Source organism: Caballeronia calidae (assembly GCF_900044055.2).
Taxonomy (GTDB): Bacteria; Pseudomonadota; Gammaproteobacteria; order Burkholderiales; family Burkholderiaceae; genus Caballeronia; species Caballeronia calidae.
The window spans coordinates 46,074-62,421 of sequence record NZ_FCOX02000038.1 but is presented as its reverse complement, the minus strand read 5'-3'; the positions used below and the strand labels follow the sequence as shown (position 1 = coordinate 62,421).

Annotated in this window: 9 protein-coding genes; 6 read left to right on the top strand and 3 right to left on the bottom strand. The window is 66.0% G+C overall.

Annotated elements, in window-relative coordinates:
* Nucleotides 1–70: 70 nt before the first annotated feature.
* Nucleotides 71–3,139, bottom strand: coding sequence for an acetoacetate--CoA ligase (locus tag AWB78_RS28135; RefSeq protein WP_062609436.1), 3,069 nt, complete (start codon nt 3,137–3,139; stop codon nt 71–73).
* A gap of 458 nt (nt 3,140–3,597) precedes the next feature.
* Here AWB78_RS28135 and AWB78_RS28130 point away from each other — a divergent pair, with 458 nt between their 5' ends.
* From AWB78_RS28130 to AWB78_RS28115, 4 genes are all read left to right on the top strand, one after another.
* Complete coding sequence (locus AWB78_RS28130) at nt 3,598–4,557, top strand: choline ABC transporter substrate-binding protein (RefSeq protein ID WP_062609434.1); 960 nt, start codon at nt 3,598–3,600, stop codon at nt 4,555–4,557.
* 722 nt (nt 4,558–5,279) lie between these two features.
* Nucleotides 5,280–6,209 (top strand): 3-dehydrocarnitine:acetyl-CoA trimethylamine transferase CdhC, encoded by a 930-nt coding sequence (gene cdhC / locus AWB78_RS28125; RefSeq protein WP_062609433.1) that lies wholly within the window; start codon nt 5,280–5,282, stop codon nt 6,207–6,209.
* A gap of 20 nt (nt 6,210–6,229) precedes the next feature.
* Nucleotides 6,230–7,177, top strand: a complete 948-nt coding sequence (locus AWB78_RS28120) for an L-carnitine dehydrogenase (RefSeq protein WP_062609432.1) — start codon at nt 6,230–6,232, stop codon at nt 7,175–7,177.
* A 20-nt stretch (nt 7,178–7,197) separates the two neighbouring features.
* Nucleotides 7,198–7,677: a thioesterase family protein gene (locus tag AWB78_RS28115; protein ID WP_062609431.1), complete on the top strand. Its 480-nt coding sequence runs from the start codon at nt 7,198–7,200 to the stop codon at nt 7,675–7,677.
* Here the strand turns inward: AWB78_RS28115 and AWB78_RS28110 are convergent.
* Nucleotides 7,620–9,866 carry a heavy metal translocating P-type ATPase gene (locus AWB78_RS28110; RefSeq protein ID WP_062609430.1) on the bottom strand — a complete coding sequence of 749 codons (2,247 nt, stop codon included), beginning with the start codon at nt 9,864–9,866 and terminating at the stop codon, nt 7,620–7,622. The two genes, AWB78_RS28115 and AWB78_RS28110, sit on opposite strands and share 58 nt — an antisense overlap.
* Nucleotides 9,867–9,992: 126 nt before the next feature.
* Entirely contained in the window at nt 9,993–10,643 is a 651-nt protein-coding gene (locus AWB78_RS28105; protein ID WP_062609428.1) for an FMN-binding negative transcriptional regulator, read from the bottom strand.
* Between the two features lie 306 nt (nt 10,644–10,949).
* Here AWB78_RS28105 and AWB78_RS28100 point away from each other — a divergent pair, with 306 nt between their 5' ends.
* Both AWB78_RS28100 and AWB78_RS28095 read left to right on the top strand, forming a co-directional pair.
* Nucleotides 10,950–12,416: a DUF1254 domain-containing protein gene (locus AWB78_RS28100; RefSeq protein WP_062609426.1), complete on the top strand. Its 1,467-nt coding sequence runs from the start codon at nt 10,950–10,952 to the stop codon at nt 12,414–12,416.
* Nucleotides 12,417–12,598: 182 nt separating this feature from the next.
* Nucleotides 12,599–16,282, top strand: coding sequence for a DUF748 domain-containing protein (locus AWB78_RS28095; protein ID WP_062609424.1), 3,684 nt, complete (start codon nt 12,599–12,601; stop codon nt 16,280–16,282).
* Nucleotides 16,283–16,348: the final 66 nt, after the last annotated feature.

Below are 16,348 nucleotides of genomic sequence, written 5' to 3'. Positions count from 1 at the left end.
GTGCAGCATGCGCGCGCAATCCGGCGCGCCCCGTAGGGCGGCCGGACCGGATACCGGAGCGAATGACCGTTCAGGCGGCGGAAAGCGCGTTCGTGACCGTCTGCGCGACGGTGGCGAGATGCGGCTCGACGACGAGATCGGTGTGCTTGCCGTCGATCAGCATGATCCGCAGGCCGTGCTTCGCGACGCGCTGCCACACGGGCAGCGGATCGGCGTGCTGCCCGTCGAGCATCGTCGCGCGCACGTAGACGATCGGACCGCCCTTGTAGAGGCGCGGCCGGTAGGTCGTCATCGCGACGCGCATCGATTCGCGCACGCGCTGAAGCACGGGCGGCAGGTCCGCCGCGCCCGACGAGGGCCTGTGCGCCTGTCTGCCCAGGCGCATGCGCACGCGATCGGTGATCGCGGCCGCCTTGCCGAGCATGTAGCCGATACGCGCGTGCGGCGCGAGCGATCGGAGTTCGCGCAGCCGGTCCGCGACCACGTTCGCCTGATAGCGCGACCAGTGCGCAAACGGCAGGAAGCGCTCGTTGACGTAAGTATCGAGCAGGCAGAGCATCTCGATCTTCTGGCCCGCCGCGACGAGCTGCTGCGCGATCTCGAACGCGATCAGGCCGCCGAACGAGTAGCCGACGAGCGCATACGGCCCGTTCGGCTGCACCTCGCGCATGCGCGCCACATAGACCCGCGCCATCGCTTCGACGCTGTGCTGGGGCGCTTCGTCGCCGTCGAGGCCGAGCGCCTGAAGGCCGTAGACGGGCCGCTCGTTCTGCAGCATCCCCGCGAGCGTCAGGCACTCCATCACCGAGCCCGTGATGCTGTGCACCATGAAGAGCGGCCGGCCGCTGCCTGCGCGCATCTGCACGAGCGTGGAGTTTCCGGCGACCGTGCCGGGCTCGGCGGCGAGGACGCCGGCGAGCCGTGCGATGGTCGGCGCGACGATCATCGTCGAAAGCGGCAGCGTGCGCCCGGTCGCGCGCTGGACGTCGGTGAGCATGTGCGCCGCGAGCAGCGAATGGCCGCCGAGCTCGAAGAAGTTGTCGTCTCGTCCGATCGGCGAGAAGCAGAAATGCTGCTCCCACAACGCGCACAGATACGCCTCGATCTCTTCCACCGACTCGCCCGGCGCAGGCAGCTCGCGCTTCGCCCGCGTGAGCGACGGATGCTCGCGGATCCGATCCAGACATTCCGGGTTCGCGAGCGACGACACGTTGCGCGCGGGCAGGCCGTTGACCGCATCGCGGGCGGCGGCTTCGGAAGGCTTGTTGTTGTGCGTGACCGGCAGGCCGTCGACCTGCACGATGACGTCCGGCACGAGCGCGGACGATCCCTGGCGCGTGAGGTCGCGGCGCACGCGCGCGGCGAGCGCCGCGTTCAGTTGCGCGCCCGGACGCAGCACGAGCAGCAGCACGATGCGCTGGCCCGCGTCGCCGGCGTTGGCGCCCGTCTGCGGCACGACCATCGCGTGACGGATCTCGTGGATCCCGCTCAGGATGCGGTAAATCTCGCCCGGGCTCACGTTGATGCCGCGCACGTTCAGCACGCCGTCGCTGCGGCCGTGCAGCCGCGCGGAGCCTTCCGGCGAGAACTCGATGACATCGCCGTGCGTCCACACGCCTTCGTTCGCGGCGAAGTAAGCCTTGTGAAAGCGCGAGCCGTCGTCGTCGCCGAAGAAGCCGAGCGGCCGCGACGGGAACGGATTCGTGCACACGAGCTCGCCCGGCATGATCGTGCTCGCGCCCTGATCGAACGCCTGCACGTCGAGGCCGAGGCTCCTGCACTGCGCTTCGCCTGCATAGACGGGCAGATTCGGATTGCCGAGCACGAAGCAGCCGATGATGTCCGTGCCGCCCGAAATCGATTGCATCTGCAGCGGCTTCACGTGGTCGCGGACCCACTGGAATTGCGAGTCGTAGAGCACGGCGCCTGTCGACATCATCGCGCGCAGGGCGGACAGATCGAGCTGCGTGCCCGGTTCGATGCCCGCGTCCTCGCTCATCTTCAGATAGGCGGGGCTCGTCCCGAAGACGGTCACGTGCTCTCTGGCGATAAGGCGCCAGAGCGTGTCGACGGCCGCGACCGGACCGTCGTAGGTGACGATCTCGACGCCCGACGCGAGCACCGACATCTGCCAGTTCCACATCATCCACGAGCAGCTCGTGTGGAAGAAGAGCTTGTCGCCGGGGCCGAAGTCGCTGTGCAGGCGATGCTCCTTCACGTGTTCGAGCAGCGTGCCGCCCGCGCCGTGCACGATGCATTTCGGCTTGCCCGTCGTGCCCGACGAAAACATGATGAAGAGCGGATGATTGAACGCGAAGCGCCGCCACGTGAAGCGCTGCGCGTCGCCACGCCCGATCAGCGCGCGCAGTTCGTGCTGGCGCTGCGTCACCGAGCTCGGCAGATCCGTCTCGTCCAGGCAGACGATGTCCGTCAGCGACGGCAATTGCGCGGCCACCGCGGCGACGTGCCCCGAGATGGAGCCGCCCGTGTCGAACGGGCGCTGCATCGTGTGGGCGAACATCATCTTCGGGTCGAGCGGCGCGAAGCGATCGAGGATCGCCTGCACGCCGTTTTCCGGCGCGGCGGTGGACAGCGTCGCGCCGAGCGCGGTCACGGCGAGCGCGACGGTGATCGCGTCGCCGTCGTTGCGCATGATCGCGACGACGCGGTCGCCCTCTTCCAGGCCAAGGTCGGAGAGCGTCTGCGCGAGACGCATGACGCGCTCGCGCAGTTCGCCGCGCGTGTACGCGATGCGGCGGCCGTCGGCGTAGCACGAGGTGAGCGCGGGCGCGTCGTCGGGCGCGATGCGTTTGCCGAGCAGATTCTCGGCGTAATTCAATTCGATTTTCGGAAAAAACCGCGCGGTTTCGCATTGACTGCCGATACAGACCGGTTCATCCGATCCCGACCATTCGAGATCGCGCGCCGATTCGAGAAAGCATTTCCAGAATTGCCGGTATTCACGCGCCGAATAAGCATGTAATTCCGAATAGCTGGCGAAACGCTCACCGGCGACTTTTTCGAAGATCTGTGTAAAGGCCGTCATGCGCGATGCACGGACCTGCTCGTGGGGCGGCTGAAACAGCGGTTCGCGCGCATACAGTTGCGCACGCTCTCGAATGGCGTCTTGACGGTCCATTTTCTGGCACCTTTGATCTCTGGGCGACGTGTTCTGAATGGCGTGTACTCGACAGGTATCGCGGCAGACCTTTGTCTTTCCCGTGGTCGTGCCGTTGCCGAGGCAAGCGTATCCCTCTGCTCGGGAGGTTACAGCGCTCGAAATCCTTCCAATGTGCGAATAACCACAGAGACCGTGGCGTTTCGGCAAAGATTGACCTTGCACGATCCACTGCATGCGTGCTCTGGAGAGCGAATGGCGGCAATGGACATCGATTGCATCCCTGCGCATCTTTCAATCGGCGTACACACGCTTGCGCGCGCATTCCAGCGCCGGTCTGAAACGAGATCGGGGACAGGTCGCAGGCAGTCAAGTCGCGGTCGCAAGCGGGCGTTCGGGCGCCTTTATGCGGCGGTACTTTGTATGCACGCCGGCGCCCGAATCGGCGCAACGACTCAACCCTGACTGGAATGCGAGACATGAGACATCGCCTGATTTCGAAACTGCTTTTCGCCGGGACGTGCGCGGTGTTCGCCGCGGCGCAGGGCGCTCACGCGGAGGGCACGGAGGACGCGAGCTGCCGCACCGTGCGCTTCGTCGATATCGGCTGGACCGACATTACGTCGACGACCGCGCTTGCATCGATCGTGTTCGAGGGGCTCGGCTATGCGCCGCGGACGACGGTCGCGTCGGTGCCGATTTCGCTGGCGGGCCTGAAGAGCAAGCAGATCGACGTGTCGCTCGGTTACTGGTGGCCGGTGCAGCAGAAGGCGGTCGAGCCGTTCCTCGAATCGAAGAGCATCCAGAAGCTCGAACCGCCGAATCTGTCGGGCGCGAAGGCGACGCTCGCGGTGCCGAGCTATGCCTACGATGCCGGCATCAAGACGTTCGCGGATATCGCGAAACATCGCGACGAGCTGGGCGGCACGATCTACGGCATCGAGCCTGGCAGCAGCGCGAACGCGAAGATTCAGAAGATGATCGACACGAACCAGTTCGGGCTTGGCGGATTCAAGCTCGTGCAGTCGAGCGAGGCGGGGATGCTGGTGACGGTCGAGCGCGCGATCCGCGAGAAGAAGCCGGTTGTGTTTCTCGGCTGGGAGCCGCATCCGATGAACATCCAGATGAAGATCAACTATCTCTCCGGCGGCGATGAGGTTTTCGGACCGAACTATGGCGAGGCGCGCGTTTATACGCTGACGAATACGGATTTTCTGACGCGTTGTCCGAATGCGGGGAAGCTTGTTTCCAATCTTCGCTTTACGACTGATCTCGAGAATCGGTTGATGGAGCCGGTGATGAAGAAGGAACGGCCTGCGGAAGCGGCGAAGGCTTATCTGAAGAAGAACCCACAGGTGCTGGATGCCTGGCTCGCAGGCGTGAAGACTGTGGATGGGAAGGATGGGCTTCCGGCCGTTCGGCAGTATTTGGGGCTGTGATGGGGGGAGGAACTGGTTGGTTTGCTTGGGCTTCTATGGACTGCCTGTTTTCGTGTTGGTTTATTAGCGTTGCCCCTATGCGGGGCGGCAGTCACTTTCTTTGCTGCTGCAAAGAAAGTAACCAAAGAAACAGCTATCCCCAGCCTAAGCACTTCATGCCGGCCGCGGCACAGAAGATTGCACGTGGTCCGGCAGTAGCGAGTGCCCTCGTAGGTCTAACCGGGCTTGGACCGCGCACGGTCTGACAAGCTAGAAGTTATAGCGCGCTGGTTCAGCACCAAAGAGTTCCGGCACAGCGCTACGCGCTGCCGAAGGGTATGCGAGGGACACCAACGAATCACAAATGCAGTGAGATGGAAGCGTTAGCAAAGAAGCGAGCGCATCCCCGATTGACCGGTCGGCCGCGCAGCGGGCCGGAGCTATATTGCGCCTTACCAGTCAGTTAAGCGGCGCGATGTGTCAGACCGTGCGCGATCCAAGCCCGGTTAGGCCTATGAGGGCACTCGCTACTGCCGGACCACGAGAGTGTTTCTGTGCCGGGGCCGGTGTGAAGTACTTTGGATGGGGATAGCTGTTTCTTTGGTTACTTTCTTTGCAGCAGCAAAGAAAGTGACTGCCGCCCCGCACAGGGGCAGAGCAAATAGACCGACAGGAAAACAGGAAGTCCATAGAAGCACAAGCGAACCAAACAAGCAGGAACCCTAACAAACCAGAGGAAAGAGATGAACTACGAAGTGATAGTAACGTGCGCAGTGACGGGCGCCGGCGACACCACAGGCCGGCATCCCGCGATCCCCGTAACCCCAAAGCAGATAGCCGAAGCGGCGATAGAAGCGGCAAAAGCGGGCGCCACCGTCGCCCACTGCCACGTCCGCGACCCGAACACCGGAAGACCCAGCCGCGACCCGGCCTTATACCGCGAGGTCGTAGACCGCATCCGCTCATCGGACGTCGATGTCATCATCAACCTGACCGCCGGCATGGGCGGCGACCTCGAAATCGGCCCGGGCGAAGACCCGATGCGCTTCGGCAAGGGCACCGACCTCGTCGGCGGCCTGACGCGCCTCGCCCACGTCGAAGATCTGCTCCCCGAAATCTGCACGCTCGACTGCGGCACGCTCAATTTCGGCGACGGCGACTACATCTACGTCTCGACGCCCGCGCAACTGCGCGCCGGCGCCAAACGCATCCAGGAACTCGGCGTGAAGCCGGAACTCGAGATCTTCGACACGGGCCACCTCTGGTTCGCGAATCAACTGCTGAAAGAAGGCCTGCTCGATAACCCGCCGCTCTTTCAACTGTGCATGGGCATTCCATGGGGCGCCCCGCCCGACACCGGCACGATGAAAGCCATGGTCGACAACCTCCCGCCCGGCGCGCACTGGGCCGGCTTCGGCATCGGCCGCATGCAGATGCCGATGGTCGCGCAAGCGATGCTCCTCGGCGGCCACGTGCGCGTCGGTCTCGAAGACAACCTGTGGCTCGATCGCGGCGTGCACGCGACGAACGGCTCGCTCGTGCAGCGCGCGGTGGAAATCATTGAACGACTGGGCGCACGCGCGCTCACGCCCGCCGAAGGACGCAAAAAGCTCGGCTTGCCGCCGCGCGGGGAACGCCTGCTCGAAAAGCGCGCGCTCGAACAATTCGCCTGAACCAACAAGGACATCACGACATGCAAGTCAAGCAATTCGCCGCGCTCGGCGCGGGTGTGATCGGCAGCGGCTGGGTGGCGCGCGCTCTCGCGCATGGACTCGACGTCACCGCGTGGGATCCCGCGCCCGGCGCCGAGGCGCAGCTTCGCGCGAACGTCGCGAATGCGTGGCCCGCGCTGGAACGCGTCGGCTTGGCCGAAGGCGCGTCGCAGCAAAGGTTGCGCTTCGTCGAGACCGTCGAGGAATGCGTCGCCAATGCGGACTTCATCCAGGAAAGCGCGCCCGAGCGCGAGGATCTGAAGCTCGCGCTGCACGAGCGCGTGAGCCGCGCGGCAAAGCCGGATGCGATCATCGCGTCGTCGACGTCGGGCCTCCTGCCGAGCGATTTCTACGCGCGCGCCGTGAATCCGGAACGCTGCGTCGTCGGGCATCCGTTCAATCCGGTGTATCTGCTGCCGCTCGTCGAAGTGCTCGGCGGCGACAAGACGTCAGGCGATGCGATCGACTCGGCGATGAGCTTCTATGCATCCATCGGCATGCGGCCCTTGCGCGTGCGAAAGGAAGTGCCGGGCTTCATCGCGGACCGGCTGCTCGAAGCGCTGTGGCGCGAGGCGCTGCATCTCGTGAACGAGGGCGTCGCCACGACCGGCGAGATCGACGACGCCATCCGTTACGGCGCGGGCATCCGCTGGTCGTTCATGGGCACGTTCCTCACGTACACGCTGGCAGGCGGCGAAGCGGGCATGCGACACTTCATGCAGCAGTTCGGCCCCGCGCTCGAATTGCCGTGGACGAAACTCGTCGCGCCGAAACTGACCGACGAACTCATCGACCGCGTGGTCGACGGCACGTCGAAGCAGACGAACGGGCGCGGCATCAAGGAGCTGGAGCGGTATCGCGACGACTGCATCGCGAGCGTGATCGAGGCGATCGCCGCCGCGAAGGCGCGTCACGGCATCGAAGACTAACGGAACGACGAGGAACCACGATGAGCTATCGCGACACGGTCAAGCCGGAATGGGTCGACTACAACGGCCATCTGCGCGATGCGTTCTACATGCTGATCTACAGCCTCGCGACCGATGCGTTCATGGACCGCATCGGTCTCGACGAGGCGGGCCGCCGCGCGCGCCAGCGCACGCTCTACACGCTCGAAGCGCACATCAGCTATCTGCGCGAGATCAAGGAGGGCGCGGCGGTGCGCGTCGAATGGCGGGTGATCGCGCACGACAGGAAACGCATCCATCTATATATGGAGATGTTCGAGGGCGATGCCGCGGACCCGGTGTCCGCGTGCGAACAGATGTTGATGCACATCGATTCGAGCGGCGCGCCGAAGTCCGCATCGTTCGATGAGGACATCGCCGCGCGCATCGCCGCCGAGCCGACCGTCGCCGCCAAGGACGCGCGTTACGCCGGCCGCGTGATCGGCTTGCCGGCGCGCGCTTCGTCCACCGCGCCCGCCTGAGCGCGCCACGTGCGCAGCAGCAGCGCGTTGGTCACGACGCTCACGCTGGAGAACGCCATCGCCGCGCCCGCGAACATCGGATCGAGCCAGCCTGCCGCCGCGAGCGGAATGCCGATCAGGTTGTAGACGAACGCCCAGAAGAGGTTCTGCTGGATCTTGCGGTACGTGCGCCGCGAGATGTCGATCGCGTCCGCGACGAGCGCCGGATCGCCGCGCATCAGCGTGAGGCCGGCCGCCTCGATCGCGACATCGGTGCCGCTCGCCATCGCAATGCCGACATCGGCGGCGGCGAGCGCGGGCGCGTCGTTGATGCCGTCGCCGGCCATCGCCACGATGCCTTTGCCCGATGCCTTCAGTTGCCCGACGACGCGCGCCTTGTCGTCGGGCAGCGTCTGCGCGAACACGAGATCCGGCGGAATGCCCAACGCCCGCGCGACGGCCTGCGCGCTGCCTTCGTTGTCGCCCGTGACGAGCGCGCTCTTGACGCCCATTCGCGCGAGCCGTTCGATGGCGGCGCGCGCCGTCGGCTTGACCGTATCGCCGAACGCGAGCAGCGCGAGCACGGCGCCGTCGAGATCGATCAGCCACGAGATCGTGTTCCCTTGCGCTTCGAGTTCGCGGGCGCGCGCGGCGAGCGTCGGCGGCACGTCGAGATTCAGTTCCGCGAGCCACCGCGCGCTGCCGATCGCGATGCGCCGCGCCCCGACGCTCGCCTCGACGCCGCGCCCCGCGACCGCCCGCGCGGCGCTCGCATCGAAACGCGGCGCGTCGTTCGCGACGGCCACGACGGCCTTCGCCAGCGGATGCTCGCTCATGCGCTGCACGGCGGCGGCGAGCCCGAGCGCTTGGTCGCGATCCTGGCCCGGCGCCGCATCGAACGCGACGAGGCTCGGCTTGCCGACGGTCAGCGTGCCGGTCTTGTCGAACGCGACGATTTTGATCGCATGCGCCTCTTCGAGCGCCTGCGCGTCCTTGATGAGAATGCCCTGACGCGCCGCGACGCCGGTGCCGGCCATGATCGCGGTCGGCGTCGCGAGGCCGAGCGCGCACGGGCACGCGATCACGAGCACCGCGACGGCGTTCAGCAGCGCCGTTTCGACGTCCGCGCCGTGCAGCAGCCAGCCGGCGAGCGTGACGAACGCGATCGCGAGAATCGCCGGCACGAACACCGCCGACACGCGATCGACGAGCCGCTGGATCGGCGCTTTCTCCGCCTGCGCCGATTCGACGAGCCGGATGATGCGCGCGAGCGTCGTTTCCGCGCCGATCGCCGTGGTTTCGATCGCGATCACGCCTTCGCCGTTGATCGAGCCGCCGGTCGCGCGCGCGCCCGGTTCTTTCGCCACGGGCAGACTTTCGCCCGTGATCAGCGATTCGTCGATGTGCGTGCGGCCCTCGCGCACGATGCCGTCCACCGGTACGCGCTCGCCTGGCCGCACGATGGCGATATCGCCGACGCGCACGTCCGCAAGCGCCACGTCGCGCTCGCGCGCCGGATCGTTTCGATCGCGCACGCGCGCGCGGGTCGGCCGCAGCGCGTTGAGCGCGCGGATCGCGTCGGTGGTCTGGCGTTTCGCGCGCGCCTCCAGCCATTTGCCGAAGCGCACCAGCGTGATGACGACCGCCGACGCCTCGAAGAACAGATGCTCCGTCATGCCGCCGTGCGCGAACATCTGCCAGACGGACAGGCCCCACGCCGCCGACGTGCCGAGCGCGACGAGCAGATCCATGTTGCCCGCGAACGCGCGCACGGCGCGATAACCGCCGACATAGAAGCGCGCGCCGAAACCGAACTGCACGACACTCGCGAGCGCGAGCTGCAGCCACGGGTTCAGCGTCGCGCCGAACATCGGCACGAGCAGCGGCAACGTCAGCAGGGCGGAAACGACGACGGACGCGAGCTCGCGATCGAACGCCTGCGAGGCCGAAGCCGGGGCGGCGGGCGGCGCTTCGGGAAGAATCGGCGCGGCTTCGTAGCCCGCTTTCGCGATCGCCGCGACGAGCTGATCGTCGGTGACGGCGGCGCTCGCGTGCACGGTCGCCTTTTCGGTGGCGAGATTCACTGCGACGCTCTCGACGCCGGGCACGCGCCTGAGCACTTTTTCGACGCGCGCGACGCACGACGCGCACGTCATGCCGCTCACGGCGAGCTCCGCGGTTCTGGGATTGTCGGTCGATGCTGTGGACATGCTGAAACGCTCCGGTCTGGCCGGGATCGCGAAGATCCCTCACGGACACCAGTATCGGCCTTCCAATGATTGGAAGGTCAAGCGCGGCGCGAACGGCGCCGTGCGATCGCGCAATCAGTCGCGCAATCAGTCGCGCGGCGCGCCGTTCAGCGCGCCGGCCATGGCGTCGGCGAGCGCATCGGCCGCGTCGCCGCCGCGCTCGCGCAGGCCCTTCACGGCGCCGATGCGATCGGCGTCGGACTTGTTCTGCGACAGCTTCGCCTTGCCGACGAGCCGCGTCACCTCAATCTCGATGCCGACGATCGCCGAGAGCATCTGATCGATGAAATCGCGCGGCGCGTCGCCCATCTTCCACGGCGCGCGCTCGCCCGCTTCCATCTTGCGCGTGAGCCGCGCGACGACGCCGCGCACGTAGGCTTCGTCGTCGCGCACGGTGATGCGGCCGTGGGCGTGGACGACGAGATAGTTCCACGTCGGCACCTGGCGATGTGTCTCCTGCTTGCTCGGATAGAACGTCGGCGAGATATAGCCGTGCTCGCCCTGGAAGATCACGAGCACGTCCGCGCCGGTCCGGACGTCGCGCCACACCGGATTCGCCCGCGCCACATGCGCGCGCAGCGTGCCGTGCTCGCCCGCGGCGGCGTCGAACTCGAACGGCACGTGATTCGCGTCGAGACCATCGGGACCGTGCGTGACGAGCGCGCCGAACGGATGCGCGGCGATTAGCGCGTGCAGGGCTTCCGCGCGGTTTTCTTCGAAATGGGCGGGCAAATACATCGGGCGGACTCGTAAAGGTTGGACCATCGAATGCTACGAGCCGATGTTACGCGAGACGCGGAATGCACGTCATACCGTGCTTTTAGGCGGCATCTGGTGCATTCTTCGAAACGTCGGCAAGCTTTTGTGCGCTTCGCTTGCCTATAGTCAGCGGATAAGTTAAAACCCGAACTTCGACATCATGCTCGCGGTGCGCCGCCTGGGGCCCCGATGCGGCGATGAACCCGCTCGCGAGCCTGCCGGCCGTCGATACGCCTGTCGATCTGCCGGCAACCCAATCGAAAGAAAACCGGATTTCAAATTCGAATGAAGAACAACCGACGCTGGACGCTCCCGCGCGATGCCGCGATCTGGATGAGCGCGAGCCTCGCGGGCATGGCCGTTCTGGCCGGCTGCGCCACGAAGGCGCCCGAAGCGAAAGCGCCCAGCACCGCCGGCTGGGTGAAAAACCAGGTCGCCGATGCCTATACGTTCGGCTTTCCGCTCGTCGCCACCGATATCGCGCGCGAGCGCGCGAGCGGCCGCGCCGGGCAGCCCGGCCTGGCGCCGCTCAATACCTTCCGTCATGCGAACGCGCTGCCGCCCGTGGGCGCGGCCGGATCGCCGAGCGTCGACACGCTCGAATCGTCCGCGTGGCTCGATGTCTCCGCCGATCCCGTGATCGTCTCGCTGCCCGCCGCGCCGCGCGGCCGCTATCTCGACGCCCGCGCGTTCGATGCGTGGACCAACGCGCTCTATTCCAGCGCCGACACGACGCCGTATCCGAAGATGCAGCTGATCGCGTTCGTGCCCGCGGGCTGGACCGGCACGCTGCCCGCCAACGCGACGCGCGTCGAGACGCGCACGCGCTATGTGTGGCTGTCGGTGCGCGTGCGCGTGAACGGCCCGCGCGACGTGCAGGAGGCGCGCAAGCTGCAGACCGCGATGCGCATTGACACGCTCACGCCCGAGAAAGGTTCCGTGTCGGATCCGACGCCCGTCGTCGCCGGCGCGTGGGGCGCGAACAGCGCGAAGCAGCCCGCGGTGCCGCCGCTTTCCGACGCGCTCGCGGCCGCCACGCCGGGCGCGCAGGCCGAGGCGCTCGATGCGAACGCGTTCTTCGCGCGCCTCGCCCGCTCGCTCGACGACAATCCCGCCGCCACTGACGACAGCCACGCGATGAGCCAGCTCGCCGAACTCGGCGTGAAGCCCGGCGAGCCGGTGCAGTTCCAGAAGACCGATGCGCCGCTGCTCGATTCGGGCCTCGCCGATGCGCGCGAGCGCCTGGCGACGGTGCCGTCGAACGCGATCACGAAGCATGGCTGGACCTGGTTCACCGATGGCGTCGGCGTCTATGGCACGGACTACACGCTGCGCGCGTATCTCGCGCGCCAGCAGACCGCGACGAGCACGAAGGAAGGCGAGGTGAAGCCCGTCGCGCGCGTGGACAGCGAAGGCCACCCGCTCAACGGTGCGAACCAGTACACGCTGCACTTCGCGCCGGACCAGCTTCCGCCGGTGCGCGGCTTCTGGACGATCACGGCCTACACGAAGGACGGCGTGCTCGCGGACGGGAAGCTCCCGCGTCTGTCGCTGTCCGATCGCGATCGTCTCAGGAAGAATCGCGATGGCTCCGTCGACGTGATCGTGTCGGCGAAGCCGCCGGCACGCGCGCAGGCATCGAACTGGCTGCCCGCGCCGGCAGGCGAATTCCAGATCGCGATGCGTCTCTACGCGCCGAAGTCGCAGGCGAGCGATGGCTCGTGGGCGCCGCCGCCCGTCGAGCGGCAGTGAGCCGGCTGCACGAAAGCAGCGAATCGAAACATGAAGGCCGCGTTTTTTCGCGGCCTTCATGCTTTTGATGCACGTATGGCATAACGTTTGCGCGCCTTGCCGTCGTATACTCGGACATCATCTTTCCCAGGACGGCGAAGCTCGGGCGGCGCTCATACGGGCGGCTCGTCGCCGCGCATCGAATGTCAAGCATCACCAAGTCTTCTCTTGCCTCCGCCGGCCAGACACTGCGCGGCGTCGTGCATGCGCGTCGCACGCGGCGCATCTTCATCGGCGTGCTCATCGCGATACTCGTCATCGGCGTGCTCGGGTTTTTCGTCGCGCCGCCGGTCGTCCGGCATATCGCCGAGCAGCAGATCTCGAAGCAGCTCGACCGGCCCGTCAGCATCGGGCGCATTTCGCTCAATCCCTACACGCTCGATCTCGAAGCCAATGACGTGCATATCGGCGAGTCGCCCGCGAATCTCGCGAAGGCGCCGGGCAGTCCGGGCAGCTTCGTCGATGTGTCGCGGCTCGTCGTGCGTACGTCGTGGTCGTCGGTCTTCAGGCTCGCGCCGGTCGTCAACGAAGTGAAGATCGATTCGCCGCGCATCAGTGTCGTGCGCTTCGACGGCGAGCATTTCAATTTCTCCGATCTGATCGCGAAATTCTCGACGCCATCGTCGCCGCCTTCGGACAAGCCCGCGCGCTTCTCGGTGTCGAACATCCGGCTCGAGAACGGCCAGATCACGTTCGATGACAGGCTTCTGAAGGCAAAGCACGTGATCGATCGCTTCGCGCTCGGCATTCCGTTCATCGCGACGCTGCCTTCCGCCACCGATATCTTCGTGACGCCGCTGCTGCAGGCGCGCATCGACGGCTCGCCGCTCGTCGTGAAGGGCCGCACGAAGCCGTTCTCGCAGTCGCGCGAATCGGAAGTCGCGCTGTCGCTCGACGGCCTCGACGTGCCGCAGATGGCGTCCTACGCGCCGGCTTCGGTGCCCGTCGCGGTGAAGAGCGGCAAGCTCTCGACCGACCTCAACGTGCGCTTCGCGATCTCGGGCGATACGCCGACGATCCGCATCGACGGCACTGCCGATCTCGCCGATCTTGCCGTCACGGATAAAGCGAACGCGCCGCTCGTCGCCGCCCGCGCGCTGCATGTGAAGATCGCGAACGCGGAGCCGCTGCGCGATATTTACCATCTCGATGAAATCACGCTGTCGAACCCGGACGTGCATCTCGCGCGCGATCCGTCCGGCGTGCTGAACGTGCAGAAGCTCGCCGGGCCCGCGCCGGCGCAGGCGCAAACGAAGGCGGACGATGCGAAGAAGGAGATGCCGCCGCTCGACCTCGCCATCCGCCATCTGGCCATCAGCGACGGCAGGATCGGCCTCGACGACCAGTTGCTGAAAGCGCGCGTGCAAGGCGCGCTCACAGGTATCGCGGTGACGCTCGACGGCTTCTCGACGCTCGCGAAGACGCCCGCGAAATACACGCTCAAGACCGCGTTCGACAAGGGCGGCGCGCTCGATGCATCGGGCAGCGTGACGCTCGCCGCGAAAACCGCCGACACGAAGCTCGCGTTGAAGGCGCTCGCGCTGTCGCCGTTTCAACCGTATCTCGCGAACGTGATGGCCGCGCGCGTGACGAGCGGCACGCTCGGCGCGAATCTGCCGGTGTCCGTCGACTGGAGCAAGCCGGAAGGCGGCGTTCAGGTCGGCGCGGGCGATGTGCAACTCGATGCGCTCACGCTCGTGCCTGATGTGGGCGGAAGCGCGCCGATCAAGCTCGCGTCGGCGGTGGCGAAGATCGGCAAGATCGACGTGCCCGGCCGCAACGCCGCGCTCGACAGCGTGCAACTGAGCGGCCTCGCGCTCGATGCGACGCGCCGCAAGGACGGCAGCATCGATCTCGCCGCGCTCGCCGGTCCGCACGAGGCCGCGCCCGAGCAGACCGCGACGCGCAAGATCCAGAAGGCGCAGGCGGCGGGGCCGGCGTGGCGTTATCAGATCGGACAGATTTCGCTCGCCGATGCATCGGCCAATATCACGGACGAAACGCCCGCGCGGCCGCTCAAGCTGCGCGTCGCGCCGCTCGCGGTGAGCGTGAAGCAGTTCAGCGACGATCTGACGAAGCCGCTCGCCGTCGACGGCAAGCTCACGTTGAACGGGAAGGGCGCGCTCGCGATCGGCGGCAATGTCACGGTCAGTCCGCTGAAGCTCGCGCTGCACGTGAAGGGCGACCAGGTGGACGCGTCCGCGTTCGAGCCGTATTTCGGCGACAAGCTCAACGTCGACGTGCAGAGCGCGTATCTGAACGCGAACGGCGATGTCGCGATGTCGGGCAGCGGCAAGACGCTCGCCGCCACGTACAAGGGCGACGTGTCTCTCACCGACGTGCGCATGATCGACAAGCTCACGAACGACCGCTTCGCGGGCTGGAAGCTGCTCGGCCTCTCGAACGTGAAAGTGAACTACGGCGAGCGCGGCACGGATGTCGAGGCGGCGCGCGTGACCTTCGCGAATTTCTATGGCCGCGTGCTGCTGGATTCGCAAGGGCGGCTGAACCTGAAGGGCGTGGTGGCGAACGAAAGCGGCACCACGCAGCCGGTCACGAAGGAGAAGACCAAGACCGCGGAGGTGCCCGCGCCCGCTTCATCGCCCGCGAAGGCCGCGGAGCAGTCCGCGCCGCCGGTCAATATGCGTTTCGGTCAGCTCGTGCTGCAGAACGGCCGCGTGAGCTACACCGACAACTTCATCAAGCCGAACTACACGGCGAATCTCGTCGCGATCAACGGCACGATCGGCGCGTTCGGCACGCATTCGACGACGCCCGCGCCCGTCGATGTATCGGCGAAGCTCGCAGCGAACGGGCCGGTGTCGATCAAGGGTCAGGTCAATCCGCTGATCGAGAAGCCCGCGCTCGATCTGACGGCGAGCGCACACGGCGTCGAGCTGACCAACCTCACGCCGTATTCGTCGAAATACGCGGGCTATCCGATCACGAAGGGCAAGCTCAACGTCGATCTGCATTACATGCTCGCCGACAACAAGCTCACGGCGAACAACCATCTGTTCATCGATCAGTTGACCTTCGGCGATCACATCGACAATCCGACCGCGACGAAGCTGCCGGTGCGGCTGGCCGTGTCGCTGCTGAAGAACTCGCGCGGCGAGATCGATGTGAACATTCCCATTTCCGGCTCGCTGGATAATCCGGAGTTTTCGATCGGCGGGCTGGTGTGGCAGGCCATTCTGAACCTCGTGCAGAAGGCGGTGACCGCGCCGTTCACGCTGCTCGCGCATGCGTTCGGCGGCGGCAGCGGCGAGGACCTCAACTACATCGAGTTCGACGCGGGATCGGCCACGCTGAACGATGCCGCGCAGAAGAAGCTCGATACGATCGCGAAGGCGCTGACGGACAAGCCTTCGGTGCGTGTGGACGTGACAGGCCGTGTCGATCCGAAGACGGACGAACCGGCGTTGCGCGCCGCGTGGGTGGATAGTCAGGTGAAGCGCGCGAAGGTGCGCGACATGTCGAGCAACGGCGAGAGCGTGGACTGGAACGCGATCAAGGTTTCGGATGCCGACTACGACAAGTATCTGACGAAGGTCTACAAATCGACGGACTTCAAGAAGCCGACCAACTTCGTGGGCATGACGAAGACATTGCCCGATGAAGAGATGAAGGCCGCGCTGACGAAGAACGCGCCGGTGGATGAAGGCTCGTTGCGCGATCTGGCGCAGCGTCGCGCGCAGGCGGTGCAGGAGTATTTCGACGGCAAGATCGACAGCAAGCGGATTTTCGTCGTCGCACCGAAGATGAGCGCCGACGATATCAAGGACAAGGGCGCGGGTTCGCGCGTGGAACTTGGGTTGAAGTGAGCGGGGTTAGCCGTCTGGACGATCTGTATGCGTAAAGGAATGCAAACTAATATCGGCGATACCGGG

Coding starts and splice junctions, on each gene's coding strand:
- AWB78_RS28135 (WP_062609436.1), bottom strand. CDS start 3,139: ATGGACCGTCAAGACGCCATTCGAGAGCGTGCGCAACTGTATGCGCGC.
- AWB78_RS28130 (WP_062609434.1), top strand. CDS start 3,598: ATGAGACATCGCCTGATTTCGAAACTGCTTTTCGCCGGGACGTGCGCG.
- cdhC (WP_062609433.1), top strand. CDS start 5,280: ATGAACTACGAAGTGATAGTAACGTGCGCAGTGACGGGCGCCGGCGAC.
- AWB78_RS28120 (WP_062609432.1), top strand. CDS start 6,230: ATGCAAGTCAAGCAATTCGCCGCGCTCGGCGCGGGTGTGATCGGCAGC.
- AWB78_RS28115 (WP_062609431.1), top strand. CDS start 7,198: ATGAGCTATCGCGACACGGTCAAGCCGGAATGGGTCGACTACAACGGC.
- AWB78_RS28110 (WP_062609430.1), bottom strand. CDS start 9,866: ATGTCCACAGCATCGACCGACAATCCCAGAACCGCGGAGCTCGCCGTG.
- AWB78_RS28105 (WP_062609428.1), bottom strand. CDS start 10,643: ATGTATTTGCCCGCCCATTTCGAAGAAAACCGCGCGGAAGCCCTGCAC.
- AWB78_RS28100 (WP_062609426.1), top strand. CDS start 10,950: ATGAAGAACAACCGACGCTGGACGCTCCCGCGCGATGCCGCGATCTGG.
- AWB78_RS28095 (WP_062609424.1), top strand. CDS start 12,599: ATGTCAAGCATCACCAAGTCTTCTCTTGCCTCCGCCGGCCAGACACTG.